Source organism: Paenibacillus sp. HJGM_3 (genome assembly GCF_045062745.1).
GTDB lineage: Bacteria > Bacillota > Bacilli > Paenibacillales > NBRC-103111 > Paenibacillus_AA.
This window is the reverse complement of sequence record NZ_JBJGED010000019.1, coordinates 1-26,990: the sequence shown is the minus strand read 5'-3', so window position 1 is coordinate 26,990 and position 26,990 is coordinate 1. Positions and strand designations below refer to the sequence as shown.

Below are 26,990 nucleotides of genomic sequence, written 5' to 3'. Positions count from 1 at the left end.
AGTCACAAGCTCACTTCTCATGGTAGAGCGATCGACCTCGCCGATAAACGAGGCGATGCTAAACTTTACTGGGAAACAATTATCCTTCTCGGGTCAAATCTGACCCCCTAAATCTTAAGCTTGGTTATTTTCATCTTTACACCGAGACCAAAAACAAAAACCCGCAAGCTATGCGGGTTGGATCGGGCTATGTTCTTGTCGTTCGACATTCATTACAAACCGTACCCGTACGGATATTTTTCATTGACGTTAACCGGCAGCTTGCCGCTTGCTTGCATGGTGCCGAACAACACCTTCAGCGCCGCATCGATGGAATAGACACAATCTCCATAGGTGCAGATGCAGTTGGAAGGCGGGTCCATTTTCCGCAGGATGTAGGGGCTCCCAAAAATCAGCAGCGCCGTCTCCGGATGCCGCTCCCGGATCAGGTTCATCAGATCCAGCTGGACTTGCGGCACCGTCCCGCTTCCTGCCTTGTAGGACAACACCCGCACGAAGGTAGCGTAAATCACTTGCTCGTAGCGGTTTCCTTCCAAAGCCTCCCGGACTTTGGCGAAATCCTCGTCGGTCGGATGCTCGTGAACGATGACCCGGTCCAAGTCCCGCACATAGGGCTGCATTTGCTCTTGGAGATACCCGGTTTTGCCTTTGACCACATACCCGAGGTCCTCCGCCTCCATGCCCTCTTCCTGCCCGACCGTGGCGATCAGCAGCGTTTTCCGGTCAGCGAACGGCAAGGTGGCCGCTTCCAGCACGGTTACCGACCGGTCGCTGATGGCCGCGGCGACGGCCCGGTGCTCGGGCGATTGCACGACCTTCAGCACCTCTTCCGGCTCGAGCGGGACGAGGTCCAGCAGGTTATACCGGGCTTTGATCTCCAGAATACGCCTTACGGAAGCATCGATTTGCTCCATCTCGAGCACGCCCGTCCGCACCGCATTGAATACGGCCTGGAACGTAATCGCCGGATCCGATTCATAATCCTGCAGGATGATATCGTGGCCCGCCTTAATCGCCAGTACGGCCGCCTGCTCGATGCCGTATTGCGTTTTGATCCCCTTCATCGTCAGACTGTCGGAGATGAGCAGCCCCTCGAAACCGAATTCGTCCCGGAGCAGGTCCGTCATAATCGTGCGGGACAAGGTGGCCGGCACCCGTTCTTCTCCCGGAGCGAGCAGCGCCGGATAGAGGATATGCGCCGTCATGATCCCCATCAGCCCCCGGGGAATCAGCTCCCGGTACGGCTTGAGGTCGACCTCCATCAAATAGTCCTTGCTGCGCTCAACCGCAGGCATGGACACGTGCGAATCCTCCTGCGTATCGCCGTGGCCCGGGAAATGCTTGGCCGTAGGCACGACGCCGCCTTCCTGCATCCCGCGTACGATCTCCGCCGCCAAGTCGACGATCAGCTCCGGCCGGTCGCTGATGGCTCTGGTATTGATGATCGGGTTGTCGGGATTCGAGTTGACGTCCACCGTCGGATTGCTGACGACGCCGAAGCCGAGAGCGCGGGCTTCCGCCGCGATCGTACGCCCCATCCGGTAAGCGAGCTCCCGAGACCGGGTGGCGCCGAGCGCCATCAGCGTCGGGAACGGCGTCCCGAATTCGAACGTATCGGCGAGGCCGTTTTCGGCGTCCAGATAAAACAGGACCGGAGCGGAAGCGCCGGTTTGAAATTCCCGGATCCACTTCGTCACGTCCTCCAGCTTGCGCGAGCCTTTGGTCGTCAGCAGGACCGCTCCGATCCCCCCGATCTGATCTTCTGCATTCATCCGACGGGCTTGGTCCAAGTAGTCGTGCCCTCTTACCACGATCATTTGGGCGATTTTCTGCTCCAGTGTCAACCGCTCCATCCATTGCTCCACGATGTGTTCCACAGCTGCATCCCTCTCCTCAGTTCACACTGGCTTCCGATTTTCGGAGGGCCAAATCTGCTTTTGTAATTTGACCCACGATTATATCTTCGATCTCCGGCAAAAAAATCCCTGTGTACGGCCCGCCGATATGCAAATAATCCACCTCGTAGCCGCCTTCGCCGATCATTTTGCGGGTCGGCACATAGAAGGTAACTCCGTTCGAATACCCCAAAACGATCGTTTTACCGCCCGGGAACAGCTGCTTGAGCAGCATGGAATATTCGGTCGAGATTTCGCCCTCCATCGCAATCAGGCGCGTGTCTTCATCCAGATGCCAGATGCAGATGTAAATCGAGGTCCGGTCCTTGGCCAAGCCCTCCTGGAACAGCTTGATTTTGCGCTGGGCTCCTCTCCGGCGCACTTCGCCGATCTGGGGGTTATTCACGATCGCTTCGAAAAATTCAATCGGGGTGTGCTCCATGAACAAAGACGCTTCCACTAAAATCGATTTGAACACGCCTTGAACCGGGGTAAACGGCTGCTTCTCCAGAACACGGACGATGTCTTTGGCGAGATCCACCCCCGCTTCCTCCATCTGCTCGAAGGTACAGCTGATGAAGTCGTCGCCGACCGAGCACTTGAGCGGCTTGATTTCTCCTGCGCAGCCTTGCAGGAACACCGCCATCGTGCCGGGGTACGTCTCCTCGAGGTAGCTGTTGGTGCGACCCGGAAAATCGTTCGAAATCAAATAATTGTCCGAGCTCATCGAGGTCGGGTGGCAGCCATAGCTGTAGATGATGCCCTTCCGCTCCCCGGCGGCGTTCAGCAGCTGGAACACGAACAAATCGTGATCGATAGGGGTGTTATAGGTCGGCTTCCATAAAACGCCCTTGTCGGTCAATTTGCGGCGGCTGACGCCGAAGATAGAGGTGCCCCGGCCCAGCAGCAGTTGTCCTTCCTCCAGATTCGAGCAGCACTCCGTGACAAGCCGGACGATGGTGTCCCGGATGAACCGGTAATCGATGGCGCTTCGGTACATGGGATCCCGTTCTCCGTGCGTTTCTCCCCGCGCGGCAACAGCATGATGCGTATGCGAGAAGTTGATGAGCACCTCGTCGTGCTTCAAGCCGAACGTTTCCTCCAATATCGTCTTGATCCCCACGATGAAGCTTCGATCGCCGCCGGACAAATCCAGGGTCAGGATCAACAGCGTTTTGTTCGCTTGCAGGAGCACCGCCTTGGCAAAAATCGGATCGTGGATACCTTCGCTTTCATGGGTCCGATCGCCGAAGCCGGCCATCCAGACGGGAGTTTGCGGAGTAATATCCGCTTTGGACAAACTGAATTTCATATGAAGTCCCCCTTTCGGTCCCTACATCATTCTTTAATGGCACCGATCATGACGCCTTTCACGAAAAACTTTTGCAAATACGGATACAAAATCAGAATCGGGCCCGTGGCGACGATGATCGTCGCATATTTGATCGTCAAAGCGACCTGCAGCTTGTCGCCTCCGGAATCCACCGTCATGCTGTCCGTGCTGTTGCTGATGAGGATCTCGCGCAGAATGAGCTGCAGCGGATAATGCGTCCGATCGCGCATATAAATGAGCGCTCCGAACCAGGAGTTCCAATGGGCCACGCCGTAAAATAAGATCATCACCGCCACGACCGGCAAAGACAGCGGCAGCACCACCCGGAACAAAATCGTAAAATCGTTCGCGCCGTCCAGCCGGGCCGACTCCTCCAGGCTGACGGGCACGGCCTGGAACGCCGTCCGCATGATGATCAGGTTAAAGGAGCTCACGGCGACCGGGATGATGAGCGCCCACAAGCTGTCCAGCATGCCCAGGCTCGTCACCAGGATGTAATTGGGAATGAGCCCGCCCCCGAAAAACATCGTAAACACGATCATAAACATAATGGCGTTTTTCAGCATGACGTTTTGCCGGGACAGCACATACGCGCCGAGCGACGTCATCAGGATGTTCAGGGCGGTTCCTACGACGACGACGAACAACGTATTCAGATACCCCGTCTGAATGACCGGATTGTGAAACACCGCCTTGTAGGACCCCAGGTTGAACCCGTGTGGCCACCAGATTGCCCCCCGCGTCGCGGCGATATACCCCGGTTCGCTGATGGAAGCGACCAGCACATACCAAAACGGGTACAAGGTCACGAACATAAGCAGCAGCATAAACACGACATTGCCGATATCGAAGAGACGCTCTCCTGCTGTCGGTCGAATCATGGAATCGGAACCTCCCGCTTACCAGAGCTTGGTTTCGGTCACTCGTTTGCTGATCGAGTTGGCGAGAACCAAGAGAATGAAATTGATGACGGAATTGAACAAGCCGATGGCGGCGCTATAGCTGAAGCTGGCTTCCAGGATGCCTTTGCGGTACACATAGGTCCCGATCACATCCGCCGTTTCGTAGGTTGCCGTATTGTACATGAGCAAAATTTTATCGCTGTTGACCGACATCAGGCTGCCGATCTGCAAAATCAGCAGGATGATAATGGTCGGCGTAATCCCGGGCAGCGTAATATGAAGGGCTTGCTGAAACCGGTTCGCCCCGTCCACCTTGGCCGCTTCGTACAGCGAAGGATCGATGGTGGCGATCGCCGCCAAATAAATGATCGTGCCCCAGCCGACGTTTTGCCAAATACCCGAAGAGACGAATATCGTTCGGAACCAGCCGGGTTCGGCCAGGTAAGCGACCTTTTCGATGCCGAACAGAGCGGACAAGATGTTGTTGATCAATCCGTCCCGCGCCAGAAAATCGACGATGAAGCCGACCACGACGACGATGGAGATAAAATACGGCAGGTAAGCGACCGTCTGGACGATCCGCTTGAACAAGGCGCTGCGCAGCTCGTTCAGCAGAAAGGCCAGGACGATCGGAGCCGTGAATTGGAACAGCAGCTCATACAAGCTAAGCAGCAGCGTATTTTTGATCAGCCGCCCGAAATAAAAGCTGTGAAAAAAATCGTTGAAATATTTGAGCCCCACCCAGGGGCTATGCCACATCCCCGTAGCCGGCGAATAATCCTTGAACGCGATCTGGATGCCGTACATGGGGATATAATGAAAGACGATATAAAACAAAACGACGGGAAACACCATTAGATAAAGATAGCGATTCACCTTCAGATCCCGCTTCAACCGATAGCCGAATTTCAATTTGTCCGCCGCGTTCAGCTTCGCTACCGGTCTGGCTTCAAGCTGCATGCACAGTTCCTCCTTCTCCGGCCGGAAAGGGATGCTCGTGCCGAAACTTTGCGTTAGATACGAACATCCCTCAGCGGTTACTTCTTCAAATATCGGTCATATTGCGCTTGATAGATTTTGGTCGCTTCTTCGATGCCGAGTTTTTTCAGCGTGCTCAAATAGTCGTCGAACTTGGACAACGGCTCTGCGCCCATAATGAATTTGTTGATCATCTCGAACATGTAGGTCCTCAGATCGGTCATGATCGAGGCGATTTTCGTCTGCTCCTCTATATTCAAGTTCGAAGGCATATATTTGCTGCGGTCCGCTTTGGTCCACGTAATCATCGCCGCTTGGAGCTCTTCGCCCGGATGCCACTGCTTGTCGGCGTCTTCGTTGTTTTGGTAAGGGCCGCTTGTAGCAACGGTTGTATACAGCCCCAGCGCCTGGGTGATCGACAGCTTGTTCGGATTTTTCAGGATGACGTCGGTATACTGCGGTTTCCCGTTCACCACCTTATAGCTCTCGCCTTCCACGCCGAAGTTGTACAGGATATGGCCCGCCTGGCTATAGCCGTAATCGAGCCAAGCTACGATTTCCTCCGGGTTTTTGGCCGAGGTGGTGATGGCTGCGCCGCTGCCGCCCCACTGGGCTTTGTCGGCTCCGCTCGTGACGGCCAGCTCGCCCGCCTTCAGGGACGGGAACGGAACCCCGACGAGACTGAATTTCGAATTCGGATCCTGCTCCTTCTTGAGCTGGACGTATGCGCCAAAGTTGCTGGCGGCCCAGCCGGCCATCCCGCCGATTTGATCGTTCAGCATTTTGCTGTCCCGGACTTTCGTGTCCGTCGTGAGATAATCCTTGTCGATCAAGCCGGAGGTGTACCAGCGATTCATGAGCGTCAAATATTCTTTGAATTTCGGCTGATAGGGACCGAACTTCACCACCCCGTTATCTTGATAGAAGGCAGCATTCAGCCCGTAAGCGCCGAGAAACGGAAAGTCGGTTTCGTAATCGGTTTGGCGGTAAAAATACGGAATTTCATCCTTTTTACCGTTGCCGTTCGGATCCCCGTCGCGGAAGGCGATCAGCATCTTCTCCCACTCGTCGATCGTTGTGGGCGGTTTCAGATTCAGCTTGTCGAGCCAATCCTTGCGGACGAACAACCCGTGGGTGACGAATACCGGATTATCCTCTCCAATGGAAGGGAACACATAGATGTTGCCTTCGTCGCTCGTCAGCTGGCGCTTCAAGTCGGGCTTATCCTTCAACACCTTGGTCAGATTGGGCGCATATTTGTCGATGAGCTCGTTCAGGCGAACAATTTTGCCGTCTTTGATCGCTTTGTCCGGCGAATTCGCCTTCCAGCTATAGTACATCACATCGGGCAGCCTGCCGGTCGCCATCATCAGGTTGAATTGATCCTTCACCTGCTGCTCGCCCGCGGGCGGATGCTGGAAGTCGACTTTCGTTCCTGTAATTTTCTGCATCTGCTTGAAGACGCCCATCTCGCTGTAATTTTTGATCGAGACGGCCGCTTCGGTGTCCATGATGACCCAATAAGAGAAGGATGCCGGGTACTTCGGACCCGTGCTCGCCGGAGCCGGGGACGTGCTGGCGTTCGGCGAGGCGGCAGGCTCGTCGTCGCTGCTGCAGGCGACCGTAACGCCGCCGAGCAGCGCGATCGAAAGCGCTGTCAAAACTCCTTTTTTCCTCCAAAGCCTCATGCTTCGTTAACCTCCCTTGAATTAGCGCTTGAAAGCACTTAGAGCCGGTTTGGCTTGCTTTGATCATAGTAGGGACGCGATATTCCGCATATAGTCCATATTAAAACCGGGTAAACCGGTTTACTCGTTTGGCGTTATCCGTTTCCGTTCCCGTTGATTCGCTTTCTGGTAGAGGGGGGAGCTGCCTTCTGCAGCGCGGGCTGGCAGCAAAAAAGGCCTTCCTAAGAAGGCCCGTCGCCTGCTACCAAGCGGCTATCTGGCTGTCCGTCCGCGGTTCGGTGCCTCCGACCAGCACCCCATTGTCCAGCCTCCAGATGATCTGCCCCCGGCCGAACCCTCCGGAGCCCCGCGCCCATCTCACGTCGTGGCCCATGCGGGCCAGCTTCTCGAATAGAGGACGCGGGGTCGAGTGCTCGAGCTCCACCGTCTTCCCCTCCATCCACTGCCACCTCGGGGCGTCCAGCGCGGATTGGGGGTTCAGCCGGAAATCGACCGTGTTCATCACCACTTGGAGATGGCCTTGCGGCTGCATGAATCCGCCCATGACGCCGAACGGCCCGACGGGAGCCCCGTCGCGGCTCAAAAAGCCGGGGATAATCGTATGGTACGGCCGCTTGCCCGGCTCCAGCCGATTGGGGTGCGCCGGATCCAGCGAGAAGCCGCAGCCCCGGTTGTGGAGCGCGATGCCGGTGCCGGGCACGACGAGGCCGGAGCCAAAGCCCATGTAATTGCTTTGGATATACGACACCATGTTGCCTTCCCGGTCCGCGGCGCACAAATAAACCGTGCCGCCCGCCGCCGGCCGGCCGGGCTCCGGCTCCAACGCCGTCCCGCCGATCAGGCGGCGCCGCTCGTCCGCATACGCGTCGGACAGCAGCTCCGCTACGGGCACCGGCCCCGAGCGGGGATCGGCCACCAGCCGTTTGGCGTCGGCGTAGGCCAGCTTGATCGCCTCCAGCTGCTTGTGGTACGTCTCCGCGGAGTCGCGCTCCCCGAATTCGAACCCCTTCATCAGGTTCAGCGCCATCAGCGCTACGATGCCTGCGCCGTTGGGCGGCATCTCCCAGACGTCGTACCCTCGGTACCCGACACGGATCGGATCAACCCATTCCGGCTTGTAGGCCGCCAAATCGGCCTTACGCAGGTAGCCGCCGTACTGAAGGGAAAACCGGTCGATCCGCTCCGCCAGCTCCCCTCGGTAGAAATCTCCGGCGTGCGTCTCCGCGATCGCTGTCAGCGTCCTGGCATGGTCCGGGGAAGCCCAAATCTCGCCGATCTCGGGGCTTCGGCAGCCCGGGGCGAACGTTCGGAACCAGGCTTCGAACTCCGGTCCTTTCAGCGAGCCGCCGAACACCTTTACCGCTCCCTTCCAATAGCTGCCCAGGACGGGAGACAGCGGGAACCCTTCCGCCGCGTATTGGATCGCCGGCTTCAGCGTTTCCGTCAGGTGCAGCTTGCCGAAGCGGGCGGACAGCTCAGCCCAAGCAGCCGGAGCGCCCGGCACCGTTACCGGGACGAAACCGTGCCGGGGCATCGTATCGATGCCCGCCCGCCGCAGCTCGTCCAGCGACAAGCTCGAGGGGGCGGGACCGCTGGCGTTGAGGCCGTATAGCTTGTCCTTCACCCAGACCAGGGCAAACGCGTCTCCGCCGATTCCGTTGGAGGTCGGCTCCACCACAGTCAACGCCGCCGCGGCGGCAATCGCCGCATCTATGGCGTTCCCGCCCTTTCTCATGACCTCAAGCCCGGCCTGTGCGGCCAGCGGCTGCGAGGTCGCCACCATGCCGCTCCGCGCATAAATCGCGGAACGGCGGGAGGCATAAGGCTCGTGCAACGCATCAAACATCTCTTTTTCCTCCTAATCTTATGGCTCTTGCATGTCGCGGTATTTCCCCGGCGGCACGCCCTCCACTTTTTTGAAAAACCGCACGAAGCTGACCGCATTCGCGTACCCGATTTTGAGGGCGATGTCCCCCATCGTAAGCGCAGGATTGGCGAGCATTCGCTTCGCTTCCCGGATGCGGACGGCCGCAATATAGTCGGTAATGTTTTCGCCGCTGTGTTTCTTGAAGAAGGTGGACAAGTATTGCAGGCTCACGTCGAAATGCTCGGCCATCGAAGCCAGGCTCAAGCCGTTGTCGGCGTAATGCTCGTCAATGTAGCCGCAAATTTTACCGTAGAACCGGTCCCCGTGCTCCGTTCGCTCTTCCCGGACGAACGTGCAGATTTGCCGGCTTATCTGTTTCGTTTTCTGGATCATCTCTTCCGCCGTCGCGCATTCGGCCATCACTTTCACCGGATCGAGGAAGCTGCCGAACCGCTTTTGGTCCGTCAGCTGCATGCCGTTGACCACCTTCACGATCGTGCTGAGCAAGTCGATCAGCAGGAACTTGCCCATCTCCGGCGAGATGGCATGCGACTGGAAGTTCGCCTCGTAGATGTGATCCAAGAGCCGGACCGCACTAGCGTCGTCCCCGCTTCTGAGGAAATTCATCAGCTGCACTTCATCTTCCAGCGGGTAGTAGTAAGCATGCGGTTCGAGCCCGGTAAGATCCCGGTGGTAAATCACGGCGTGAGAGCCTTGAATCATCCGATAATCCAGGGCGATCAGCGCCTCGCGATAGCAGCGGCCGATCTCCTCGAGCCCGCGGTGCACCTGGCTGATGGCGATGGAGAGCTTCAGGTTATAACGTTGATACGCCGCCTCCTGCAGCTGCTCGGCAAACCCCGTCCCGTTCGGATGCCCGGGATCCGCGGCCGGCCCCACGTCCACCAGCACGGCCAGCCGAGTGCGGTCCAGCTCCGCGATATACCCGTGTTTGCCCAGCAGGTCGCGGCATAAATTCGTCAGCAAAACCCGGACGTCCGCCCACTCCCGCTCCGTATCCTTCTGGATGAAATCGCGGCAATCCTCGATCTCGAGCAGGAACACGCCGAACGCGTCGTATTCGAACCGCAGCCCCATGAAGGTCAAGGTTTCTTCGGTTAGAGCGGTTACATCCATGTGGCCCTTGATCAGCCTCGATAAAAAATTGGCGTGGATGACGGGCAGGTGCTGCATGAGCGTTTGCCGCATCTGGTTTTTTTCGCCCAAGGAGCGGACGATGGAGTGCTGGATGTATTCGTATTCATTTTCCGCATCCGCCCGCTTCTGCGTATTCTCCTGCATGATGATGCGCACGACCTCGCGGATCGGGCTGTAATTGCGGTAGGCCAACGTGTAAGAAGCGATCAGGCCGGCGATCAGGATCAGCAGGAGCAGCATCAAAGCCAATGCTTTGACCAGGTTGACCTGCTGCAGGACGCTTTGCATCGGCACCATGGAGACGTATTTCCAGCCGTTTTCGCCCGTCGTGGAGGAGACCAGCATCGCTTCGCCGTTTTCCTGGAAGGAGTGATACCCGTCTTTGTCGCGGAGGAGCGACCATACGTCCGGGGACCATGCATGCTCCCTCGGCGTGGACAAAATCACCTGGCCGTTGTTGTCGATGATCGAGATGGAGCTGTCGTTGACCTTTTCGATTTGCTGGAAATACCGGTCGAATTCCTGCTCGTGAATGAAAGCGACCAAATACCCCTTCGGGTTCGTCTGTTCTCCGATTGGAAGCGATTGCACATAGGTGATCACAGGGCTGACCCGTTCGCCCTCTTTGATGTTGGTGACCGGAAAATACGTTTTCAGCCGGCTGCCGGAAAATAAATTCGCTTCGACCCAGTCGGCGTCTTTTTCGTTATAGCGGAGGATTTTATTGAAATAAAACGACACATCCGATTTGCCGGACGAGGTAAGGAGGGTATCCGTATTTTTGAAATACACCATAAAATCGTAGATGGCGCTGCGTTCTTTCGTGACGTTCTGGAAGTCCTTGATGATTTCGGCCAGGTCGAACTCATTTTTGATGAGATCGGTTTCGACGTGGTTGAGCGCCCATTGCAGCTTCGGATTAAACGCCAGCTGCACGGACATCCGGTCGACCTCCTTGAACCGTTCCTCCGCCACCAGCTTGATCTGCTCCAGCAGCCCCAGGTTCGTGCGGTTCGCATGATCCACCATGATTTTCTCCACCTGATGGTAGAGGTAGATCCCAGCCGTCACCGGCAACAGGAGAATGGCGAGATAGGAGAAGAGCAGGGTAATGAAAATGCTTTTTCTACGGCTGGCTTTGCGCAGCAACCCCACTGGCGACACCCTCTTTTCGAGATCCAATGCGATTAGTTCACAACCCGTTTTCCGTGCGCTCTGATCTTCCTATCTTAGCTCGTTTGCCGGCAAATCGCCATAGTCCGTTTTATAGATCGATCAACCGGTTTACTGCTTTTGGGGAACAGGTCCTTGCTTAACTAGATTCAGAAGTGGAGTTAATTATTTCGGAATCAAGGGAAATATAAGCTAGCTGTCGAACATAACTACCTATCGAACCACTGTATCGGACAGCGAACAACGGAGGGTTATGATGTCGGCACCCCTTATATCCACGAAACTGTATATCCCCCAACCGCGGGTGAAAGCGGTCCTCCGCCCCCGCCTGGTTGAGCGTCTGAACGAGGGAGTACAAAACAGGCTGACCCTCCTCTCCGCCTCTGCCGGCTATGGGAAAACTACGCTTGTCAGCGAATGGCTCGCCGCGTTTCCCCACCGGGCCGCCTGGCTCTCCCTGGACGAAGGGGATAACGATCTTGCACGCTTTTTGACCTACCTCACCGTGGCCTTGCAGACGGTTTCGCCCCATGTGGGGGTAGGCGTGTTGGGCGGGCTCCAATCCGCTCAGCCGCCGTCACCCGAGTCGATTATTACCGCCTTGTTGAATGACGTCACCGCCATTCCGCACCCTTTCGTGCTAGTGCTGGACGATTATCATGTCATAGAGCCCGGACCGATCGACGATGCCGTGTCCCTTCTGCTCGAGCGCATGCCGGCGCAGATGCGTCTCGTCCTCGCCACCCGCGAGGATCCTCGTCTGCCGCTGGCACGTTTGCGGGTCCGCAACCAGCTGACGGAATTGCGCGCCGCCGACTTGCGCTTCACCGCATCGGAAGCAGCCGAATTTCTGGGCCGCGTGATGGGTCTGACCCTTTCATCGGAGCACGTGACCCTGCTGGAGTCCCGCACGGAAGGCTGGGTGGCGGGCCTGCAATTAGCCGCGCTTTCCTTGCAGGGCCATCAAGATCCCGCCAGCTTCATCGGTTCGTTCACCGGCAGCCACCATTACGTACTCGATTATGTAGTGGAGGAAATGCTGAAGAGGCAGTCGGTAGGGATTCAGACCTTCCTGCTGCGTACGTCGATCCTCGACCGCTTGTGCGGTCCTCTGTGTGACGCCGTTCTTCGAGGCGAAGTCTTGGCCCCCTCCTCTTCCGGCCAACAGACGCTGGAATCGCTCGAGCGCGCCAACCTGTTCATCGTTCCGCTGGACAACGAACGGCACTGGTACCGCTATCACCATCTCTTCGCCGAGCTGCTGCGGAAACGGCTCCTCCAGCAAGAGGTTGTGACCGTCGTGGACGAATCCCATATACGAGCCAGCACATGGTACGAAGACCATGGACTTGAGCTTGAGGCGTTTCACCATGCCGCGGCCGCCCGCGATACGGACCGGGCGGCACGCCTGCTGGAAGGCAAAGGCATACCCTTGCTCTTTCGTGGAGCGGTAGCACCGGTCATGAAATGGCTGGATTCCCTGCCTGAAGAAGACATGGATGCAAGGCCCTCGTTGCGGGTGATGCATGCCTCCGCCTTGCTGATGGTGGGCCAGATGGCTGGGGTCGAGCCGAAACTGCAAGCGGCGGAAAAAGCTCTGAGCGGGATGGAGCCCGACGAGAGGAATCGAGATCTGATCGGCCATATTGCCTCCATACGCGCCTCGATGGCGGTCAGCCGGCACCAGGCGGAAACGATCTTGGCCGAGTCGCGGCGCGCTCTGGACTATTTGCGCCCGGACAACCTGCCCGTCCGCACGGCGACTACATGGACGCTGGGCTATGCTTACTATCTCCAAGGAGATCGGGCCTCGGCGGGTCTTGCCTATGCCGAAGCATTATCGATCGGCGAGAAAATCGGGCATGTCATCATCACCCTCATGGCAACACTCGGTCTAGCGAACATCGAGGAAGCCGAAAACCGGCTCTATTCGGCGGCCGATACGTATCGGCGTGCTCTGAGCCTCGCCGGGGACCCGCCCCTGCCCGCCGCTTGCGAAGCGCACTTGGGGTTAGCCCGTGTGTTGTATGAATGGAACGAGTTGGACGCCGCTCTGCAGCATGGTGAGCAGGCCGTCGAACTGGCGAAGCAGCTCGAGCACACGGACAGAGTCGTTGCAGGCGAGGTATTTCTCGCCCGGCTGAAGCTGGCTCACGGAGAGGCTAGCGGCGCGGCCGCTATTCTGGATAAGGCGGAGCATTACGCTCGCAGGCATAATTACAGTCATCAACTCCCCCGTATCGCGGCCGCCCAAGTGCTGGTGCTGCTTCGCCAGGGCGATGTGACGGCAGCCGCCCGACTCGCGTACAAGCACGAGGAGCTTCCCCTCAGCCAGGCTCGGGTACACCTGGCGAAGGGCGACACTGCTGCGGCTGTGGCGGTGCTGGCGCGAGCGCGGGAGCAGGCGGAGGCCAACCTTCTGGAGGACGAACGGCTCAAGCTTATGGTCGTGCAGGCGGTGGCGCTGCATGCGCACGGCGAAGCGCTCAAGGCCGGGCAGGTGGTGGCCGATGCTCTGACGATGGCCGAGCCTGGCGGCTTCATCCGGATTTTCGTCGACGAAGGGATGCCGATGCGCAGCGTGTTGGAGGAAGCGGCCGCTAGTACAGCTATGCCGGAGTACGTAGGTAAGCTGATCGCTGAATGGGAATCGGAGGAACCGTCGAGCCTGGCCCAATCCGATCCGAGTCTCTCCCGGCCGGCCGCCCCCCTCATCGAGCCGCTCAGCGCGCGGGAGCTGGAAGTTCTGCGCCTCATTGCCGAGGGGCTGTCCAATCATGAGATTGGCGAGCGTCTCTACATCGCGTTGACTACGGTCAAAGGACATAACCGCATCATCTTCGACAAGCTGCAGGTCAAGCGGCGAACCGAGGCAGTCGCCCGCGCCCGCGAGTGGGGGTTGCTGTGAACGAAACCATACTTTAGTAGCTACATGTATGTCGGTGCCGCCTCTATACTAGTCGCATACCAAGGATGGAGGAATCCTATGAAAGCGATCGTATGCACGAAATACGGCTCTCCGGATGTACTGCAGCTGCAAGAGGTAGAGAAATGTAAGCCCAAGGACAACGAAATATTGGTGAAAGTTCACGCTACGACTGTAACATCCGGCGACTGCCGGGTTCGCGGTTTCAACAGTCCACTCTTGTATTGGATCCCGATGCGATTGTTTCTAGGCCTCCGTAAACCGAGAAAACCGATTCTCGGCGTGGAGCTGGCAGGCGAAATAGAGGCGATAGGAAAAGATGTGAAGCGATTCAAGAAGGGCGACCAGGTGTATGCCTTTCCCTCGATGCGATTCGGCGCTTACGCCGAATACGCCTGTTTGCCTGAAGACGGAATGGTGTCGCTGAAACCGGCTAACGCGACCTATGAGGAAGCCGCTGCCGTTCTTTTCGGCGGGACTAGCGCTTTGCATTTTCTCCGAAAAGGGAACATCCGGCACGGGCAAAAAGTGCTCATCTACGGGGCATCCGGATCGGTCGGCACTTCTGCCGTACAGCTCGCCAAGTACTTCGGGGCCGAAGTGACGGGGGTATGCAGCGGAGCCAACATCGAGTTGGTGAAAACGCTGGGTGCCGATAAGGCGGTGGACTACACTAGAGAGGATTTTACGAAAAGCGGCGAACGGTATGACATTATCTTCGATACCGTCGGGAAAACGACGAAATCCAAATGCAAAGAGGCGCTGGCACCGGACGGAACCTTTTTGTCGGTTGAAGGTCAGGGGATTGCCAAGGAACGGTTGGAGGATTTGCATTTCCTCAAAGAGCTGATGGAGACGGGGAAAATCAAATCGGTTATAGACCGGCGCTATCCGCTCGAACAAGTTCCCGAAGCGCATCGATACGTAGAACAAGGGCACAAAAAGGGAAATGTAGTCATTACCGTGACTTAGAGTCCATCGTAATAGGCTCAAATCCCTCCAATGACGCTCAACGCCGCCCGCTTGGCGCTCGCCATCGCCGCGTCGGCCAGTCGTCCTTCCTCGCCGACCCAATCGCCGACTACGAGCAGTCCGCGAACCTCCGGTACGGCACAATCGGAGGCCGGCCCTGCACCGTCGTGGTAGATCGTGCGGGAATCATGGGCGACGAGTACATTAGGTGAATAGCGCATGGCAACGACATCGTGCTCCCAGCCGGGCTGCAGCAGATCGAGCACCCGCTTCAACCGCCGTTCGTCCTCCACGGCATTTCGGCCGCTATCGTGATTGTTGTACTGCATGACATGCAGCACGTGCGCGCCATCATCGCTCAATCGAACGGCACCCGAGTGGATGGAATAATACAGCGGTTCGTCTAACCCGAGAGCGAATACACGCTCCGGAAACGGCAAGTTTCTCAAGGCAACATCCAGGCAGGCGGCATAGAGCGGACGGCAGGCGCTACGCCATCTTCCAAGCGTCGTTCGCCCGGCCTCCGGAACGAGCCGGAACGCTTCATCGGGCCCTGCTGAGACGATGACGGACGTGGTCTCGATCTCAGTCCCGTCCGTCAAGGCGAGGCCTCGAACCCTCCCGTCGGTCAGCAGCACTCGATCGGCCTTTACACCGGTGACGAGATCGGCCCCGGCCATGAGGCTCTCGCGGCGCAGATCGTCCACGACGGTCTGCCACCCGCCTTCTACGTAACGGACCCCATTTCCTGCCAGACGACCTTGCTCGATAACATACCCTGCACTCAGCTCGCTCATCGCATCCGAATACGACCACTGCCTGCACATGGCGTGGAAGAACAGGCGCACGCGGTCGTGGCGAATGTGCTCCTCCGCCCATTCCCGCAGGCTGACCGACCGAATGGATTCGGTGTCGATGCCGCTTAGCCCTCCCATCAGCTTGCGCCACTCCTCGTTCTCTTCGGCAGACAGGTCGTTCGGGACCGATACGAGCCCTCCGTTCCATAGTCCGATCAAGCTGCCTTTCGAGGCATACCCTCCTTCCGGCAAGCAGTCCAGCTCCCGCAGAATACGAAGCGCAGCGCCCCCTTCGTACATGGCGTGGGGGCCGAGATTGAACAACGCTCCGTTCAGCTTCACCGTACGCGCCATCCCGCCGAGTTGACGTTCCTTTTCCAACACGAGTACGGACTTCCCCGCTCTCGCCATATAGACAGCCGCCGTCAATCCCGTCAATCCGCCGCCGATCACAATAACATCGTATTTTTTCTTATCCGCTGAGATCGCCATCTTTCACCATCCTCCACGATTCCATGAGTTTCCTTATGGTCAGCTGACAACAAACCCGATTTATGGTATAATGTGACCAAAGTGTCACCTTTAATATAAGTTACCCTATGGTCACGTGTCAATAGGAATGAAATACATGGAGGCAATCCCATGGAGAATGAGAATGACGTATTCAAAGCATTGGCCGATCCGAGCCGCCGCACGCTGCTCGATCTGCTGCACGCCTCGGACGGCCGCTCGCTGAGCGAGCTGTGCGCTCACCTGCAGATGTCCCGATTCGGGGTCATGAAGCACCTCCATGTTCTGGAGGATGCGGGACTTCTTACTACGCGCAAAATCGGCCGGGAGAAGCTGCATTATCTCAATCCGGTCTCCATCCGCCAAATCTATGACCGCTGGGTGAGCAAGTACGCGGAGCCGTGGGTATCGGGGCTGACGCAGTTAAAAACGGAACTGGAGAGTGAACCCGCAGTGACCCCAAAACCTAGCCATGTGAACCAAATCGCGATCAAATCAACCCCGGAACGAATTTGGAGCGCCTTGACCGATCCGGCATTGACATCCAAGTATTGGTACAACGGATCCATTCATGCCGAGTGGAATGCCGGCAGTCCGTACGTAATCCGGGATCCCGAGGGCAAGCTGCAGGCCAAGGGCGAGCTGCTCGTCGTGGACCCGCCGCGCAAGCTGGTGATGACGTGGCAGCTGCTCTCCCTCTCCGATACGGCGCATGAGCAGCCTTCCCGATTGACATGGGAGATTGAGCCGCATGCGGAGCTCGCCGGCGTTACGCTAGTCACCGTCGTCCACGACGAATTCGAGGAAGCGCCGAATACGTCGCGCGTCTTGGAAGCGGGCGTGCCGGTCGTCTTGTCGGGGATGAAGACGCTCCTCGAGACGGGGTCCCCTTTGGTTGGCGGCTAGCCCGATTCGTTTGGACGCTCCAGGGCAGCAATCCAAGAGAATTCGGCGCATCCTTTTTATGCTATGATGGAGGTATTTCGAATGAGAAAATCTGCCAAAGGGAGCGATCGTTGCCATGACCACGCCAAAGTCTGTTAAAAAGCCGACGGCCTTGTCAGGCCCCCAGCAAGTTCAAGCTTACCTGGACTGTCTCGAGCACCCGCTGAAGCCGGCTATGCTGGAGGTGCGCAATCTTATCTTAAGCGCTAATCCCGGCATCACCGAACAGATCAAATGGAACGCCCCCAGCTTCTGCTATGAGAACGAAGACCGGATCACGTTTAATCTGCACGGCACAGGCCGGTTCCGCCTAATTTTTCACTGCGGCGCCAAGGTAAGAGCGCATGCCGGACAAGCTCGCTTGATCGAAGACACGACAGGCCTGTTGGAATGGGCGTCGAACGACCGGGCGATTGTAACCTTGACGAGTCCGGAAGATGTGCAGGCCAAAAAGGAACAGCTGCTGGACGTAATCACGAAGTGGATCGAAGCGAAATAGACCCTATCCGCTGATTGGTCGCAGATAGGGTCTTCTCTTCACATCCATGCGTTTTAGGCGCTGAGCTCCTGCCCTTGCGGTTCCTCCTGCTTCCGGCGTGCTGCAAAAGGGAAGCGGAAGTAGCCGAACGCTCTGGCGGCGGTGAGTGCGGCGACCGCCACGCCGGCTGCGCCGATCCAGCTGATCGAGGTCAGCGATGCCTGCTCCACGATAACGCCGCCGATGACGGCACCTGCGGCCATAGCCAGCTGGACCACCGACATATTCAGACTGAGCATGATGCTGGACGCGTCGGGAGCGAGCGTCAGGAGATGCACTTGCTGCGTCGGGCCGGATGACCAAGCCGAGAATGACCACAGCACGAGCAGTCCGAACATCAGCGTGGGTGTTTGCGCCGCGAGCGAGATCAGGACGAGGGCCAGGGAGTGCAGGAGCATGCCGCCGACCAGCGTGCGGGAGAAGCCCCAGCGGTCCGAGCTGAAGCCGCCCAGCTTGGACCCGATCAGGCTGGCGATGCCGAAGGCGAACAGGGCGATGCTGACGCCCTTCTCACTCATGCCCGTGATGTTCAGCAGATACGGGGAGATGTACGTGTACGTAATCGAATAGCCGCCGATCCAGAAGAAGGTGATCAGCAGCGCTACGACGATTCTCGGCTGCTTGAGCAGAGCGAGCTGCCCGCGCAGCGGCACCGGCGCCTCTCCTTCCGTAGACGGAATGGTGAAGGCGATGAGCACCATCGCCAACAGGCCCAACAAGCCGATCCCGCCGAACACGAGGTTCCAGTCATAGACGGAGGCGACGAGCCGGCCGATCGGGACGCCGACGATCAGCGCGGTGCTGAATCCCATGACCAGCGTGGCAATGGCGCTGCCCTGCTTCTCCGGAGGAGCGAGCTTCGCGGCAACCGTGAGCGACGTCACGACGAATACACCGGTGCTAAGAGCCAAGATGATTCGGGAGGCGATCAGGAAGCCGAAGCCCGGCAGCAAGAGGGCGACGGCGTTCCCAATCACGAAGACGGCGAGCGAGTACAATAGCAGCTTCTTGCGATCGACCTTGGCGGCCATCGCCATCAGGAACGGCGTGCCGAACCCGTAGGCCAGGGAGAAGACGGTGATGAGCTGACCGGCGGCGGCGACCGAAACCCCGATATCCGCCGCGACTTTATCCAGAATGCCGGCGATGATGAACTCCGACGTGCCGACAAGGAAGCTCACCACCGCCAGCATGTAGATTTTCCAAGTATTAGACAACCTCTCCAACTCCTTTAATGTTTCTATATATCTAGAATTATCGAAATATAAAGCAAAAAATAGGGCTAAAAAACTACTCCAGCAAATAAGGTGCGTACTTGCGGGCGATTTCTTTATTGATGCTGTAGTAGATATAAGTGCCATCCTTGCGAAGGGTAAGCAATCCGCTGTCCGTCAGCTGCTTCAGGTGATGCGACAGCGTAGAGCCGGCCACGGATTCGAGCTTGCTGCCGATGTCGGAGCAGCACAAGTTCTTTTCTTCCGTAAGCAGCATTGCGATTTTGATCCGGGTCGGTTCACCGAGCGCTTTGTACACCTTCACCGCTTGTTTGACATCCTCGTTGTCCTCGACCATCGTTCCCACTCCTTTCTCAAAATTCGTTATTTCTAAAATCATAGAAATACAATATCACACCGCTTCAGCTTTTGCAAATCTAATTCAAAAAATTCGATCAAACCTGACATGAAGCGCTTTCTTTTCAGTTTGCGACCTAGTCTTCTCCTTTAGAGTGAATCTAATGGCGGCCTTGCAAGTGCGCTTGCAGGCAACGCATGACTGACAAAGGAGTCGGACAACAATGTTGTGGAAGAGCATCCTCGCTGCGGTTCGGTCGTCTCCCTTCTTCATCTTCCTAATCCTGCTGGGTGCCGTCATCGACATTTTGTTCCGTTACCTCTCCTCCCTCAGCTACAAATATTTGATCGATCTCGCCCTGCTGCCCCGGGACGGCAAAGCTCTCGCGATCATAATCGGCGTGTTGCTCATTCTGGGTTTGTTCAACGTGCTGATCGGCATCTCAAGCGACTACGCTAAAGCCCGAGTCGGGTCCGGCTTCCTGTACGAGCATCGGATGCGCTTGTTCCGGCATATGCAGCTCCAGTCCCAGCGCTTCTATGACCGATTCGGCGTCGGCGATCTAATGGCCCGTTATTCGGAGGATATCCCGGCCATTCAGTCCGCCGTCCTCTATATCTTGACCGGAGGATTCCTCTCGATCGCCAGCGTCGTGGTCGGAATCGCCATCCTGTTCACGATGGAATGGAAGCTGACGTTGGTGACCGTAGCCGGTTCCGCTCTCTTATTCATCCCTTTTCGGCTGCTCAAGTCTCGTTCGCTGGCGCTCGGAGACGTCTATTATAAGTATCTCGATCAGTTCAACCGATCGGTGGACGAGAACATTAAGACGTTCCGCGTCATCCGTGCGTTCGATCTGCGCAGCAGCATGCTCGCGAAGATCGATGGGATTCTCCATTCGATGCTCTCGCTCGGCGTGCAGAGGAACTTCGTGAACTCGAACTTGACCCGGTTGCCGATGCTCGCCATTTCTATTCTGACCGCGGCCATACTCGCTTATGGCAGTTATTTGACGTTCGACGGAAGTCTCACGATCGGCGAATTTATCGCCTACAACTCGATTTTCTTCACGGTAGGCACGTCCATGTTCGGCGTAACCTCCGTGCTGCCCTATATTCTCTCGGCGCGTACGAGTCTGGACCGCCTCAGGCAAGCGATGGACTGGAAGCCGGACGTAATCGAGCGGGACGGCCGTGAGCTCTCTCCTCTACGGACGGACATCGTGCTTCGCGACGTCACGTTCGGCTACGTGCCTGGCGAGCCGGTGCTGCAGCGGCTGAATCTTGCCATCCCGGTCAGCGGCTATACGTCGATCGTCGGCTCCAGCGGGGCCGGCAAGAGCACGGTGCTCCAGCTGCTCCTGCGGTTCGTCGACCCGCAGGACGGAGCCGTGCTGTTCGACGGGCACGATATTCGCGACGCCCGGTATGCAACGTTACTCAGACAGGTGGGGGTCGTCTTCCAGGATTCGGTGATGTTCCAGGCAACGATCCGGGACAACATTCTCGTAGGCCGGCCTGACGCGAGCGACGCGGAGATCGAAGATGCCGCGCGAGCGGCCGGCATCCACGACACGATCGCCGCATTCCGCGACGGTTACGATACGCTCGTGCGCCAGTACGGGGATTCCTTGTCGGGCGGACAGCGGCAGCGCATCGCTCTGGCCCGGGCGCTGCTGCGCAATCCGCGCGTCCTGTTCCTCGACGAAGCCACTTCAGCCCTCGATCCCGACACCGAACGAGCCGTGAACGAGACGATCCTGGCGCTGGGACGGCGCATGTCGATCGTGTCGGTCACGCACCGGTTGGCCTACGCCGCGATGTCCGACCGGATCATCGTCCTCGATCGGGGGACCGTCGCCGAGACGGGAACGCATGAGCAGCTGCTGCAGCAGGACGGCCTATACCGTGCTATGTGGGAGAAGCAGCAAGGGTTCCTGCTTGCCCACGGCGGAGACGGCGCGCAAGTGGAGTCGAATCGGCTGCGCCAGCTGCCTTTCTTCCGAAGCATCGATTCCGGCGCGCTCGACGAAATCTCCCGGCTCTTCGTTACGGAAAAGTTCGAAGCCGGAGCGACCGTCGTGGAGCAAGGCGATCAGGGGGATAAGTTTTATTTGATCGCGAGAGGGAAGGTCGAGGTTATGATTGCCGCGGAGAGAGGCGAACGCCGCAAAGTAGCTGTGCTCGAGGACGGGGATCATTTCGGGGAAATCGCGCTGATGCAGCACATTCCGCGAACGGCCACGATCGTCACGGCGACGCCCTGCTGGCTGCTGTCGTTGTCCTATAACCACTTCCACCCGCTCCTGCTGCGCTATCCGGCCATCCGGGAAGAGCTCGAAGCGACGCTAAAATCGCGAATGCAAAGGAGAGATGCGTGATGCTGCAATGGATGACCGCCGATACGGAGCAATTGAAGGAAGAGGGGGTCCGGTTCTTGTGCCGGCATGTGGAGGACCTCGGCGTCCCGTACAATTGGAGTACGATCATGAATTTTTTGTATACATCCATCTACGATTCCGGCCTTATGATTGCTCTGGATGATGAAGATCGACAGGCTAGAGGCGTGTTGGTCTATACTTACGGGACCGGGGAGAACAAAAGCGCTGATCCAGCCCGGATTGAAATCTTTCTTCTCTGTCTTGATGCTGATTTGCGCAAGGGAACGAAGCTCGTGGAAGCGATGGAAGCTTTGCTCGAGCGGGAAGCCGAACTGCCGCAACCGATTCGTCAGTTTGAATTTTATTGCCTTTCGACTGCAGCCCATAGAAAGCTCTTCGGCAAAATCGCGACGTTACACGATACGAGAACCCATTCCTGCGGTTTGCTCGACTTCTATGTCACTACGCCCGAGCGATTACGGCAATATGTGGCTCGGATCTCTTCGCACAGGAGCAGATGAAGGGGACCGGCATGGCTGCCGGCCTCCTTCCCGTGTTACTGCCGATCGGCCGATCCGTCGTCACGCTCTGGCGCCGTTTGCTGTGGCATATTGCAGCCGGATTGTCCCATTCCTGCTCACCTCCTCGCTTGAATTCAACTTTAATATACGGCAGGTAATTAGAAATAACAAGCATGTTTTCAATTTTTTTCTATTATACCCATAATGAGGTGTATTGCCGATGATTCGAATCCAAACATGCGCGGACACCCGGCAATGGAGCCGGTTTACCGATTTTTATATCCAGCATCGAACGAGCATCATCCCCTACTACCGAGTGAGCCTGGCGGTGAGAGACGTCAGGAATTATATGAAGCATGGACGGGGTGCGATTATTCTGAACGAAACCGATCAGGTGGTCGGAATCGGCAGCTTTGTGCTAGGATTGGCGGAGGATGAGTATCAGGACAAAGACATTGCGGTGCTCGGCAACAGCTGCTTCCTGGAGGACTACCAGAATAACCGGACGTTTGTGAGGGGCTTGCAAAAGCTGGTCGAGGAAATCGAGGATGCGGGCCCAAACGTACGGGAAGTAAGAATTCCTACACTGGCGGATAACGCTTATACAAACCGCTTGTATCGCAAGCTTACATCCCGGGTGCAGTCGCACGATTCCCCATATGGGAAGGTCAACGTCTACTCGATGTCCTTCCGCGAATTCGCAGACTTCTGCAGCCGCTATCGATGAGGTGCAGTCAATGAAACGAAAAGCCGTACTTTGGAGCTTGCTTGGATTTCATCTTGTGTTCGTACTATTCCTCGCAGTCTGGTTGTTCATGGCCGGCATCTCACTCATGAGCTTCAACGACCCGAGCGTGTTCGCACAGGCGTTCACTTGGTTCGTCATTCTCTACCTACTGTCTTATCCGGCGGGACTGCTCGCCGCAGTGATAGCCGGCTGGCGGTTATACAGTCGACAGCGCTACAGAGCTGCAATCCTCTGGAATGTGTTCCCCGCCCTGTGGATCGTAAGCGCGCTCGGCATTCTCATGTATGCTAATTTTTCTTAACGGGCAGGAGCCCCCCGGAAGTATGCTAAGATGAGAGTGAAAGGCTACACTCCCTGGAAAGCGGTGCAGAACGATCGATGTCTCCACATTCACGCAAACGGCTGGCCGTGCTGCTCGGCCTTGTGCTCGCCCTGGTCGCGCTATGCTGGCCCCTCACGGAGATGATGACGGCGGAGCGCAGTCCCCAGGCCGTAGACGGCGTCCTGGACCTCAGACAGTGGAATCTGCAGGAAGACGGGCCGGTCCGTCTGAACGGCCGCTGGGCCTTCTATTGGAACGCGTTGTTGTCTCCTGTCGATGAAGGCTTCGCGGAAGGAAATGAGCCGGACTTCGCGGAGGTGCCCGGCGAATGGAAGGGCCTTCAACTGCCGGGACGGGGCTTTGCTACCTACCGGCTTACCGTACTAACCCAAGGAAGCGTCGGTCCGCTCGCACTGCACATCCCGGCGATCGCACCCGCTTACCGGCTTCTAGTCGACGGCCGCGTCATCACGGAGACCGGCGTCGTCTCCCCGGATCGAACCGCGGTACGGGCCGCCTACAAGCCGCAAACCGTCTCGTTCGACCCTGAGGGCGACACTTTCGATGTTACGATTCAGGTGGCCAATGAGCTGTATCCGCAAGGCGGCATCTGGTTCAGCCTGATGCTTGGGACGGAACCCTCGATGCTGGCGCTGAAGGAGCACACCGGCTATGCGGAGATGGCGGTGTTCGGCGGCTGCGCGCTGCTGGGCTTGTACCAGCTCGCCCTGTTCGTCCTGCGCCGGTCGGAACGCTCGACGCTCTATTTCGGAATATGCTGTCTATTAGGAGCGATCCGGATGGGTGCGGTGGGCGGCATGTATATCGTCCAGCTCTTCCCGCATACCGATATTCGTCTGCTTATTTTCATAGAGTACTTGACTTACTACGGAGGCGTGACCGCCGCGCTGTTGTTCGTGCGGGAGCTGTACCCGAGGGAGTTCCACCCTGTTGCGATCAAAATATTGGCCGGAATAGGCTGCGCCTTCATTGGGACGGTGGTGCTGCTCCCGACGGAATGGTATACCCGCTTGATCGATTTGTATAAATACGTCTCGCTGGCCAGCCTGGCCTATATCCTGTTCGGATTCGCCTGGGCGGGCTGGCGCAGGCGGGAAGGCGCGCTGCTTCAATTGACCGGATGGGTGCTCTTCGTGGCGGCAGCCATCCACGATATCTTGTACAGCAACGGCTTCATCCTTTGGAGCGATCTGCAGCTCGTGCCCTACGGTGTCATCCTGCTTGTGTTCATCGAAGCGATGGAGCTCGCCCGCCGATTCACCAACGCGTACCGGATTATCGGCCGGATGTCGGAGCAGCTGCTCGCCTCGAACCGGATGAAGGACGAATTCCTGGCCAACACCTCCCACGAGCTGAAGACGCCGCTCCATGGGATAATGAATCTCTCCTTGGCTCTGACCGAGGAGAAGTCCGGGCCGCTCACCGGGAGCCAGCGGGAGCAGCTGGAGATCGTCATCTCCGTCGCCCGCCGGATGTCGAACTTGATCAACGACATTCTGGACTGGTCGCGGCTCAAGAACAGCGGCATGCAGCTGGAGCTCGGCCCCGTCGATATTCGGGCCGTAGTATCGGCGCAGCAGGAGGTGTTCCGTCATTATATCGGGGACAAGCCGATCGCGCTGCGCTTCCATTGGCCGGAGAAGCTGCCCTATGCATACGCCGACGAGAGCCGGCTGCTGCAGATCGTGTACAACCTGATCGGGAATGCGATAAAATTCACCCCGGAAGGCGAGGTTGCGGTATCCGCTTGGGCGGAAGGCGGGATGGTGCACTTGGCTGTGTCGGATACAGGGATCGGCATCGAGGCCGACAAGCTCGAGACGATCTTCCAGTCGTTCGAGCAAGTAGGCACCTCGGAGTCGAGAGAATACGGCGGCGCCGGATTGGGACTCGGCATCGCGAGACGGCTAGTCGAACTGCATGGCGGTCGAATCTCGGTGAAGTCGCAGGTCGGCCGAGGCTCCGTCTTCACGATCACCCTGCCGATAGGCGAATCCGGCGTAATGCCCACGGCTGTGCAGCAGGCAGGCCCGGCAGCGCTTCGAACCGCGGCAGCGGCCGTTCGGCCAGAGGCGGCGGCGGCTGCTGCGGGAGCTCCGGGGTCGGCCGGCGGGGTGCGGCGCGAGCATGTGATCCTGGCGGTGGACGACGATCCGGTCAACCTCCGGGTGATCCAGGCGGTACTCGCCGATGAGCCGTACGAGATCGTGGCGGTCTCCGGCGGCGAGGAAGCGATGGCCGCATTGGACCGCCTGGGGAGCCGAATCGGCCTCGTCATCCTCGACGTGATGATGCCCGGGCAGTCCGGCTACGAGACGTGCCGGCTCATCCGGCAGACCTACCCGCTTAGCGAGCTTCCTATCCTGCTCACCACCGTGCGCAGCGAGCCGGCAGATGTGATCGTCGGCTTCGAGGCCGGGGCAAACGACTATTTGACGAAGCCGTTCCAGGCTTATGAATTGCGCGCCCGCACGCGTACGCTGCTCGAGATGAAGCGCTCGGCCGAGGAAGCGGTCCGTTCGGAGCTGGCGTTCCTGCAGGCACAGATTAAGCCGCACTTTCTATACAATGCCCTGAACACGATCATCAGCTTCTCGCTCGAGGATCCGCAGCTGACACACGATCTGCTGCTAAGTCTGAGCCGCTATCTCCGCGGCAGCTTCGACTTCAAGACCAAGGACCGGCTCGTCCCCTTGAGCAAGGAGCTGGAGCTGGCCGAAGCGTACCTCCAGCTCGAGCGGGCCCGGTTCGGGGAGCGGCTCCGCATCCGCTATGAGGTGGACGAAGACGCGGACTGCATGCTGCCGCCGCTGACGCTCCAGCCACTCGTGGAGAATGCGGTCCGGCATGGCATTACGAAGCTGGAGGACGGTGGTACCGTGACGGTCTCGGTCCGCGCCGATGCGGAGGGTACGGAGCTGTCCGTAGAAGACGACGGTCCAGGCATGCCCGAATGGGCGCGGACGATCCAGTCCATGGAGACGGAGGGCAAGGGAGGCGTAGGGCTGCGCAACATTCATCTGCGCATGCTGAGGCTGTTCGGCACCGGGGTTGAGCTCGGGCGGGGAAGCGGCGGAGGCACGAAGGTGACCATTCGCATTCCCCATGCCGCGATGGAACACAGGGAGGTGAGCCGATGATTCGAGTCATCGCGGTGGACGACGAGCAGCCCGCGCTGCGCCGAGTCGGGAAGCTGCTCGAGCAGCTCGAGCACGTCCATCTCGCAGGCCTGTTCGACAGGCCGATCGCTTGTCTGGAATATGTCTTAACCGAACGGGAGCCGATCGATCTCGTGCTGCTGGACGTGGACATGCCGAAGATGCATGGCCTGGAGCTCGCGCGACGGCTCCGGGAATGCCGGCCGGAGCTGCAGATCGCGTTCCTGACCGCTTATGAGGAGTTCGCCAAGGAAGCGTTCGAGGTGGAGGCGCTTGATTACTTGCTGAAGCCGGTCATGCAGGACGACCTGAACCGCACGCTCGGCCGGTTCCTGAAGCGAACCGGCCGCAATGCCGGTCACGCTCCCGATCAGGGCCAGCCGCCCGAGCCGGGAATCGTCGTTCATCGCTTCGGCCCATTCACCGTTCAGATGCGAGGGGGCGCGGAGATCCGGTTTCGGAATTCGAAGGCGAAGGAGCTGCTCGCCTACCTGTATCATCACCAGGGCAAGCCGGTCAGCAAAGCGCAGATCATGGACGAGCTCTGGTACGGCCGAGATGCGCAGCGGACCCAAGTCAATCTCCA

Annotated in this window: 20 protein-coding genes; 10 read left to right on the top strand and 10 right to left on the bottom strand. The window is 58.1% G+C overall.

Annotated elements, in window-relative coordinates; genetic code table 11:
• Positions 1-212: 212 nt before the first annotated feature.
• From ACI5FR_RS20170 to ACI5FR_RS20140, 7 genes are all read right to left on the bottom strand, one after another.
• Positions 213-1,877, bottom strand: a complete 1,665-nt coding sequence (locus ACI5FR_RS20170) for a glycoside hydrolase family 3 protein (RefSeq protein ID WP_405457595.1) — start codon at positions 1,875-1,877, stop codon at positions 213-215.
• A 16-nt stretch (positions 1,878-1,893) separates the two neighbouring features.
• Complete coding sequence (locus ACI5FR_RS20165; protein WP_405457594.1) at positions 1,894-3,207, bottom strand: neutral/alkaline non-lysosomal ceramidase N-terminal domain-containing protein; 1,314 nt, start codon at positions 3,205-3,207, stop codon at positions 1,894-1,896.
• A 26-nt stretch (positions 3,208-3,233) separates the two neighbouring features.
• On the bottom strand, positions 3,234-4,109 hold the full coding sequence (locus ACI5FR_RS20160; protein WP_405457592.1) for a carbohydrate ABC transporter permease: 876 nt from the start codon (positions 4,107-4,109) through the stop codon (positions 3,234-3,236).
• Positions 4,110-4,127: 18 nt separating this feature from the next.
• Positions 4,128-5,090, bottom strand: coding sequence for an ABC transporter permease (locus ACI5FR_RS20155; protein WP_405457590.1), 963 nt, complete (start codon positions 5,088-5,090; stop codon positions 4,128-4,130).
• Between the two features lie 77 nt (positions 5,091-5,167).
• Positions 5,168-6,769: an extracellular solute-binding protein gene (locus ACI5FR_RS20150; protein ID WP_405457587.1), complete on the bottom strand. Its 1,602-nt coding sequence runs from the start codon at positions 6,767-6,769 to the stop codon at positions 5,168-5,170.
• A 268-nt stretch (positions 6,770-7,037) separates the two neighbouring features.
• Entirely contained in the window at positions 7,038-8,642 is a 1,605-nt protein-coding gene (locus ACI5FR_RS20145; protein WP_405457584.1) for a gamma-glutamyltransferase family protein, read from the bottom strand.
• Between the two features lie 18 nt (positions 8,643-8,660).
• Complete coding sequence (locus ACI5FR_RS20140) at positions 8,661-10,976, bottom strand: helix-turn-helix domain-containing protein (RefSeq protein WP_405457582.1); 2,316 nt, start codon at positions 10,974-10,976, stop codon at positions 8,661-8,663.
• Positions 10,977-11,250: 274 nt separating this feature from the next.
• On the opposite strand from ACI5FR_RS20140, the gene ACI5FR_RS20135 reads away from it, so the two are divergent.
• On the top strand, positions 11,251-13,902 hold the full coding sequence (locus ACI5FR_RS20135) for a winged helix-turn-helix domain-containing protein (protein WP_405457579.1): 2,652 nt from the start codon (positions 11,251-11,253) through the stop codon (positions 13,900-13,902).
• 78 nt (positions 13,903-13,980) lie between these two features.
• On the top strand, positions 13,981-14,892 hold the full coding sequence (locus ACI5FR_RS20130; RefSeq protein ID WP_405457578.1) for an NAD(P)-dependent alcohol dehydrogenase: 912 nt from the start codon (positions 13,981-13,983) through the stop codon (positions 14,890-14,892).
• A gap of 17 nt (positions 14,893-14,909) precedes the next feature.
• On the opposite strand, the gene ACI5FR_RS20125 is transcribed toward ACI5FR_RS20130, so the two are convergent.
• Positions 14,910-16,181: a phytoene desaturase family protein gene (locus ACI5FR_RS20125; RefSeq protein ID WP_405457576.1), complete on the bottom strand. Its 1,272-nt coding sequence runs from the start codon at positions 16,179-16,181 to the stop codon at positions 14,910-14,912.
• 150 nt (positions 16,182-16,331) lie between these two features.
• On the opposite strand from ACI5FR_RS20125, the gene ACI5FR_RS20120 reads away from it, so the two are divergent.
• Complete coding sequence (locus ACI5FR_RS20120; protein ID WP_405457574.1) at positions 16,332-17,105, top strand: ArsR/SmtB family transcription factor; 774 nt, start codon at positions 16,332-16,334, stop codon at positions 17,103-17,105.
• 115 nt (positions 17,106-17,220) lie between these two features.
• A complete protein-coding gene (locus ACI5FR_RS20115) occupies positions 17,221-17,643 on the top strand; it encodes a DUF1801 domain-containing protein (protein WP_405457572.1) in 423 nt (140 codons plus the stop codon).
• Between the two features lie 53 nt (positions 17,644-17,696).
• Here the strand turns inward: ACI5FR_RS20115 and ACI5FR_RS20110 are convergent, their stop codons facing one another.
• Together ACI5FR_RS20110 and ACI5FR_RS20105 are read right to left on the bottom strand one after the other, a co-directional pair.
• On the bottom strand, positions 17,697-18,899 hold the full coding sequence (locus tag ACI5FR_RS20110) for an MFS transporter (protein ID WP_405457570.1): 1,203 nt from the start codon (positions 18,897-18,899) through the stop codon (positions 17,697-17,699).
• A gap of 73 nt (positions 18,900-18,972) precedes the next feature.
• On the bottom strand, positions 18,973-19,254 hold the full coding sequence (locus ACI5FR_RS20105; protein ID WP_405457568.1) for an ArsR/SmtB family transcription factor: 282 nt from the start codon (positions 19,252-19,254) through the stop codon (positions 18,973-18,975).
• Between the two features lie 223 nt (positions 19,255-19,477).
• On the opposite strand from ACI5FR_RS20105, the gene ACI5FR_RS20100 reads away from it, so the two are divergent.
• The 6 genes from ACI5FR_RS20100 to ACI5FR_RS20075 form a co-directional block, all read left to right on the top strand.
• Positions 19,478-21,634: an ABC transporter transmembrane domain-containing protein gene (locus tag ACI5FR_RS20100; protein WP_405457567.1), complete on the top strand. Its 2,157-nt coding sequence runs from the start codon at positions 19,478-19,480 to the stop codon at positions 21,632-21,634.
• Positions 21,634-22,155: a hypothetical protein gene (locus ACI5FR_RS20095; RefSeq protein ID WP_405457565.1), complete on the top strand. Its 522-nt coding sequence runs from the start codon at positions 21,634-21,636 to the stop codon at positions 22,153-22,155. The genes ACI5FR_RS20100 and ACI5FR_RS20095 overlap by 1 nt, the downstream gene beginning before the upstream one ends.
• 220 nt (positions 22,156-22,375) lie before the next feature.
• Positions 22,376-22,882, top strand: coding sequence for a hypothetical protein (locus tag ACI5FR_RS20090; RefSeq protein ID WP_405457563.1), 507 nt, complete (start codon positions 22,376-22,378; stop codon positions 22,880-22,882).
• Positions 22,883-22,892: 10 nt separating this feature from the next.
• Entirely contained in the window at positions 22,893-23,204 is a 312-nt protein-coding gene (locus ACI5FR_RS20085; RefSeq protein ID WP_405457562.1) for a hypothetical protein, read from the top strand.
• 77 nt (positions 23,205-23,281) lie between these two features.
• On the top strand, positions 23,282-26,386 hold the full coding sequence (locus ACI5FR_RS20080; RefSeq protein ID WP_405457560.1) for a hybrid sensor histidine kinase/response regulator: 3,105 nt from the start codon (positions 23,282-23,284) through the stop codon (positions 26,384-26,386).
• Positions 26,383-26,990, top strand: a 608-nt coding sequence (locus tag ACI5FR_RS20075; protein ID WP_405457558.1) for a response regulator, incomplete at its 3' end; no start/stop codon positions are given. The genes ACI5FR_RS20080 and ACI5FR_RS20075, both read left to right, overlap by 4 nt.

Bases quoted from the DNA above. Each gene is read 5' to 3' on its own strand.
- ACI5FR_RS20165 (WP_405457594.1), bottom strand. From the start codon at position 3,207: ATGAAATTCAGTTTGTCCAAAGCGGATATTACTCCGCAAACTCCCGTC.
- ACI5FR_RS20160 (WP_405457592.1), bottom strand. From the start codon at position 4,109: ATGATTCGACCGACAGCAGGAGAGCGTCTCTTCGATATCGGCAATGTC.
- ACI5FR_RS20155 (WP_405457590.1), bottom strand. From the start codon at position 5,090: ATGCAGCTTGAAGCCAGACCGGTAGCGAAGCTGAACGCGGCGGACAAA.
- ACI5FR_RS20145 (WP_405457584.1), bottom strand. From the start codon at position 8,642: ATGTTTGATGCGTTGCACGAGCCTTATGCCTCCCGCCGTTCCGCGATT.
- ACI5FR_RS20135 (WP_405457579.1), top strand. From the start codon at position 11,251: ATGTCGGCACCCCTTATATCCACGAAACTGTATATCCCCCAACCGCGG.
- ACI5FR_RS20130 (WP_405457578.1), top strand. From the start codon at position 13,981: ATGAAAGCGATCGTATGCACGAAATACGGCTCTCCGGATGTACTGCAG.
- ACI5FR_RS20125 (WP_405457576.1), bottom strand. From the start codon at position 16,181: ATGGCGATCTCAGCGGATAAGAAAAAATACGATGTTATTGTGATCGGC.
- ACI5FR_RS20120 (WP_405457574.1), top strand. From the start codon at position 16,332: ATGGAGAATGAGAATGACGTATTCAAAGCATTGGCCGATCCGAGCCGC.
- ACI5FR_RS20115 (WP_405457572.1), top strand. From the start codon at position 17,221: ATGACCACGCCAAAGTCTGTTAAAAAGCCGACGGCCTTGTCAGGCCCC.
- ACI5FR_RS20105 (WP_405457568.1), bottom strand. From the start codon at position 19,254: ATGGTCGAGGACAACGAGGATGTCAAACAAGCGGTGAAGGTGTACAAA.
- ACI5FR_RS20100 (WP_405457567.1), top strand. From the start codon at position 19,478: ATGTTGTGGAAGAGCATCCTCGCTGCGGTTCGGTCGTCTCCCTTCTTC.
- ACI5FR_RS20095 (WP_405457565.1), top strand. From the start codon at position 21,634: ATGCTGCAATGGATGACCGCCGATACGGAGCAATTGAAGGAAGAGGGG.
- ACI5FR_RS20090 (WP_405457563.1), top strand. From the start codon at position 22,376: ATGATTCGAATCCAAACATGCGCGGACACCCGGCAATGGAGCCGGTTT.
- ACI5FR_RS20085 (WP_405457562.1), top strand. From the start codon at position 22,893: ATGAAACGAAAAGCCGTACTTTGGAGCTTGCTTGGATTTCATCTTGTG.
- ACI5FR_RS20080 (WP_405457560.1), top strand. From the start codon at position 23,282: ATGTCTCCACATTCACGCAAACGGCTGGCCGTGCTGCTCGGCCTTGTG.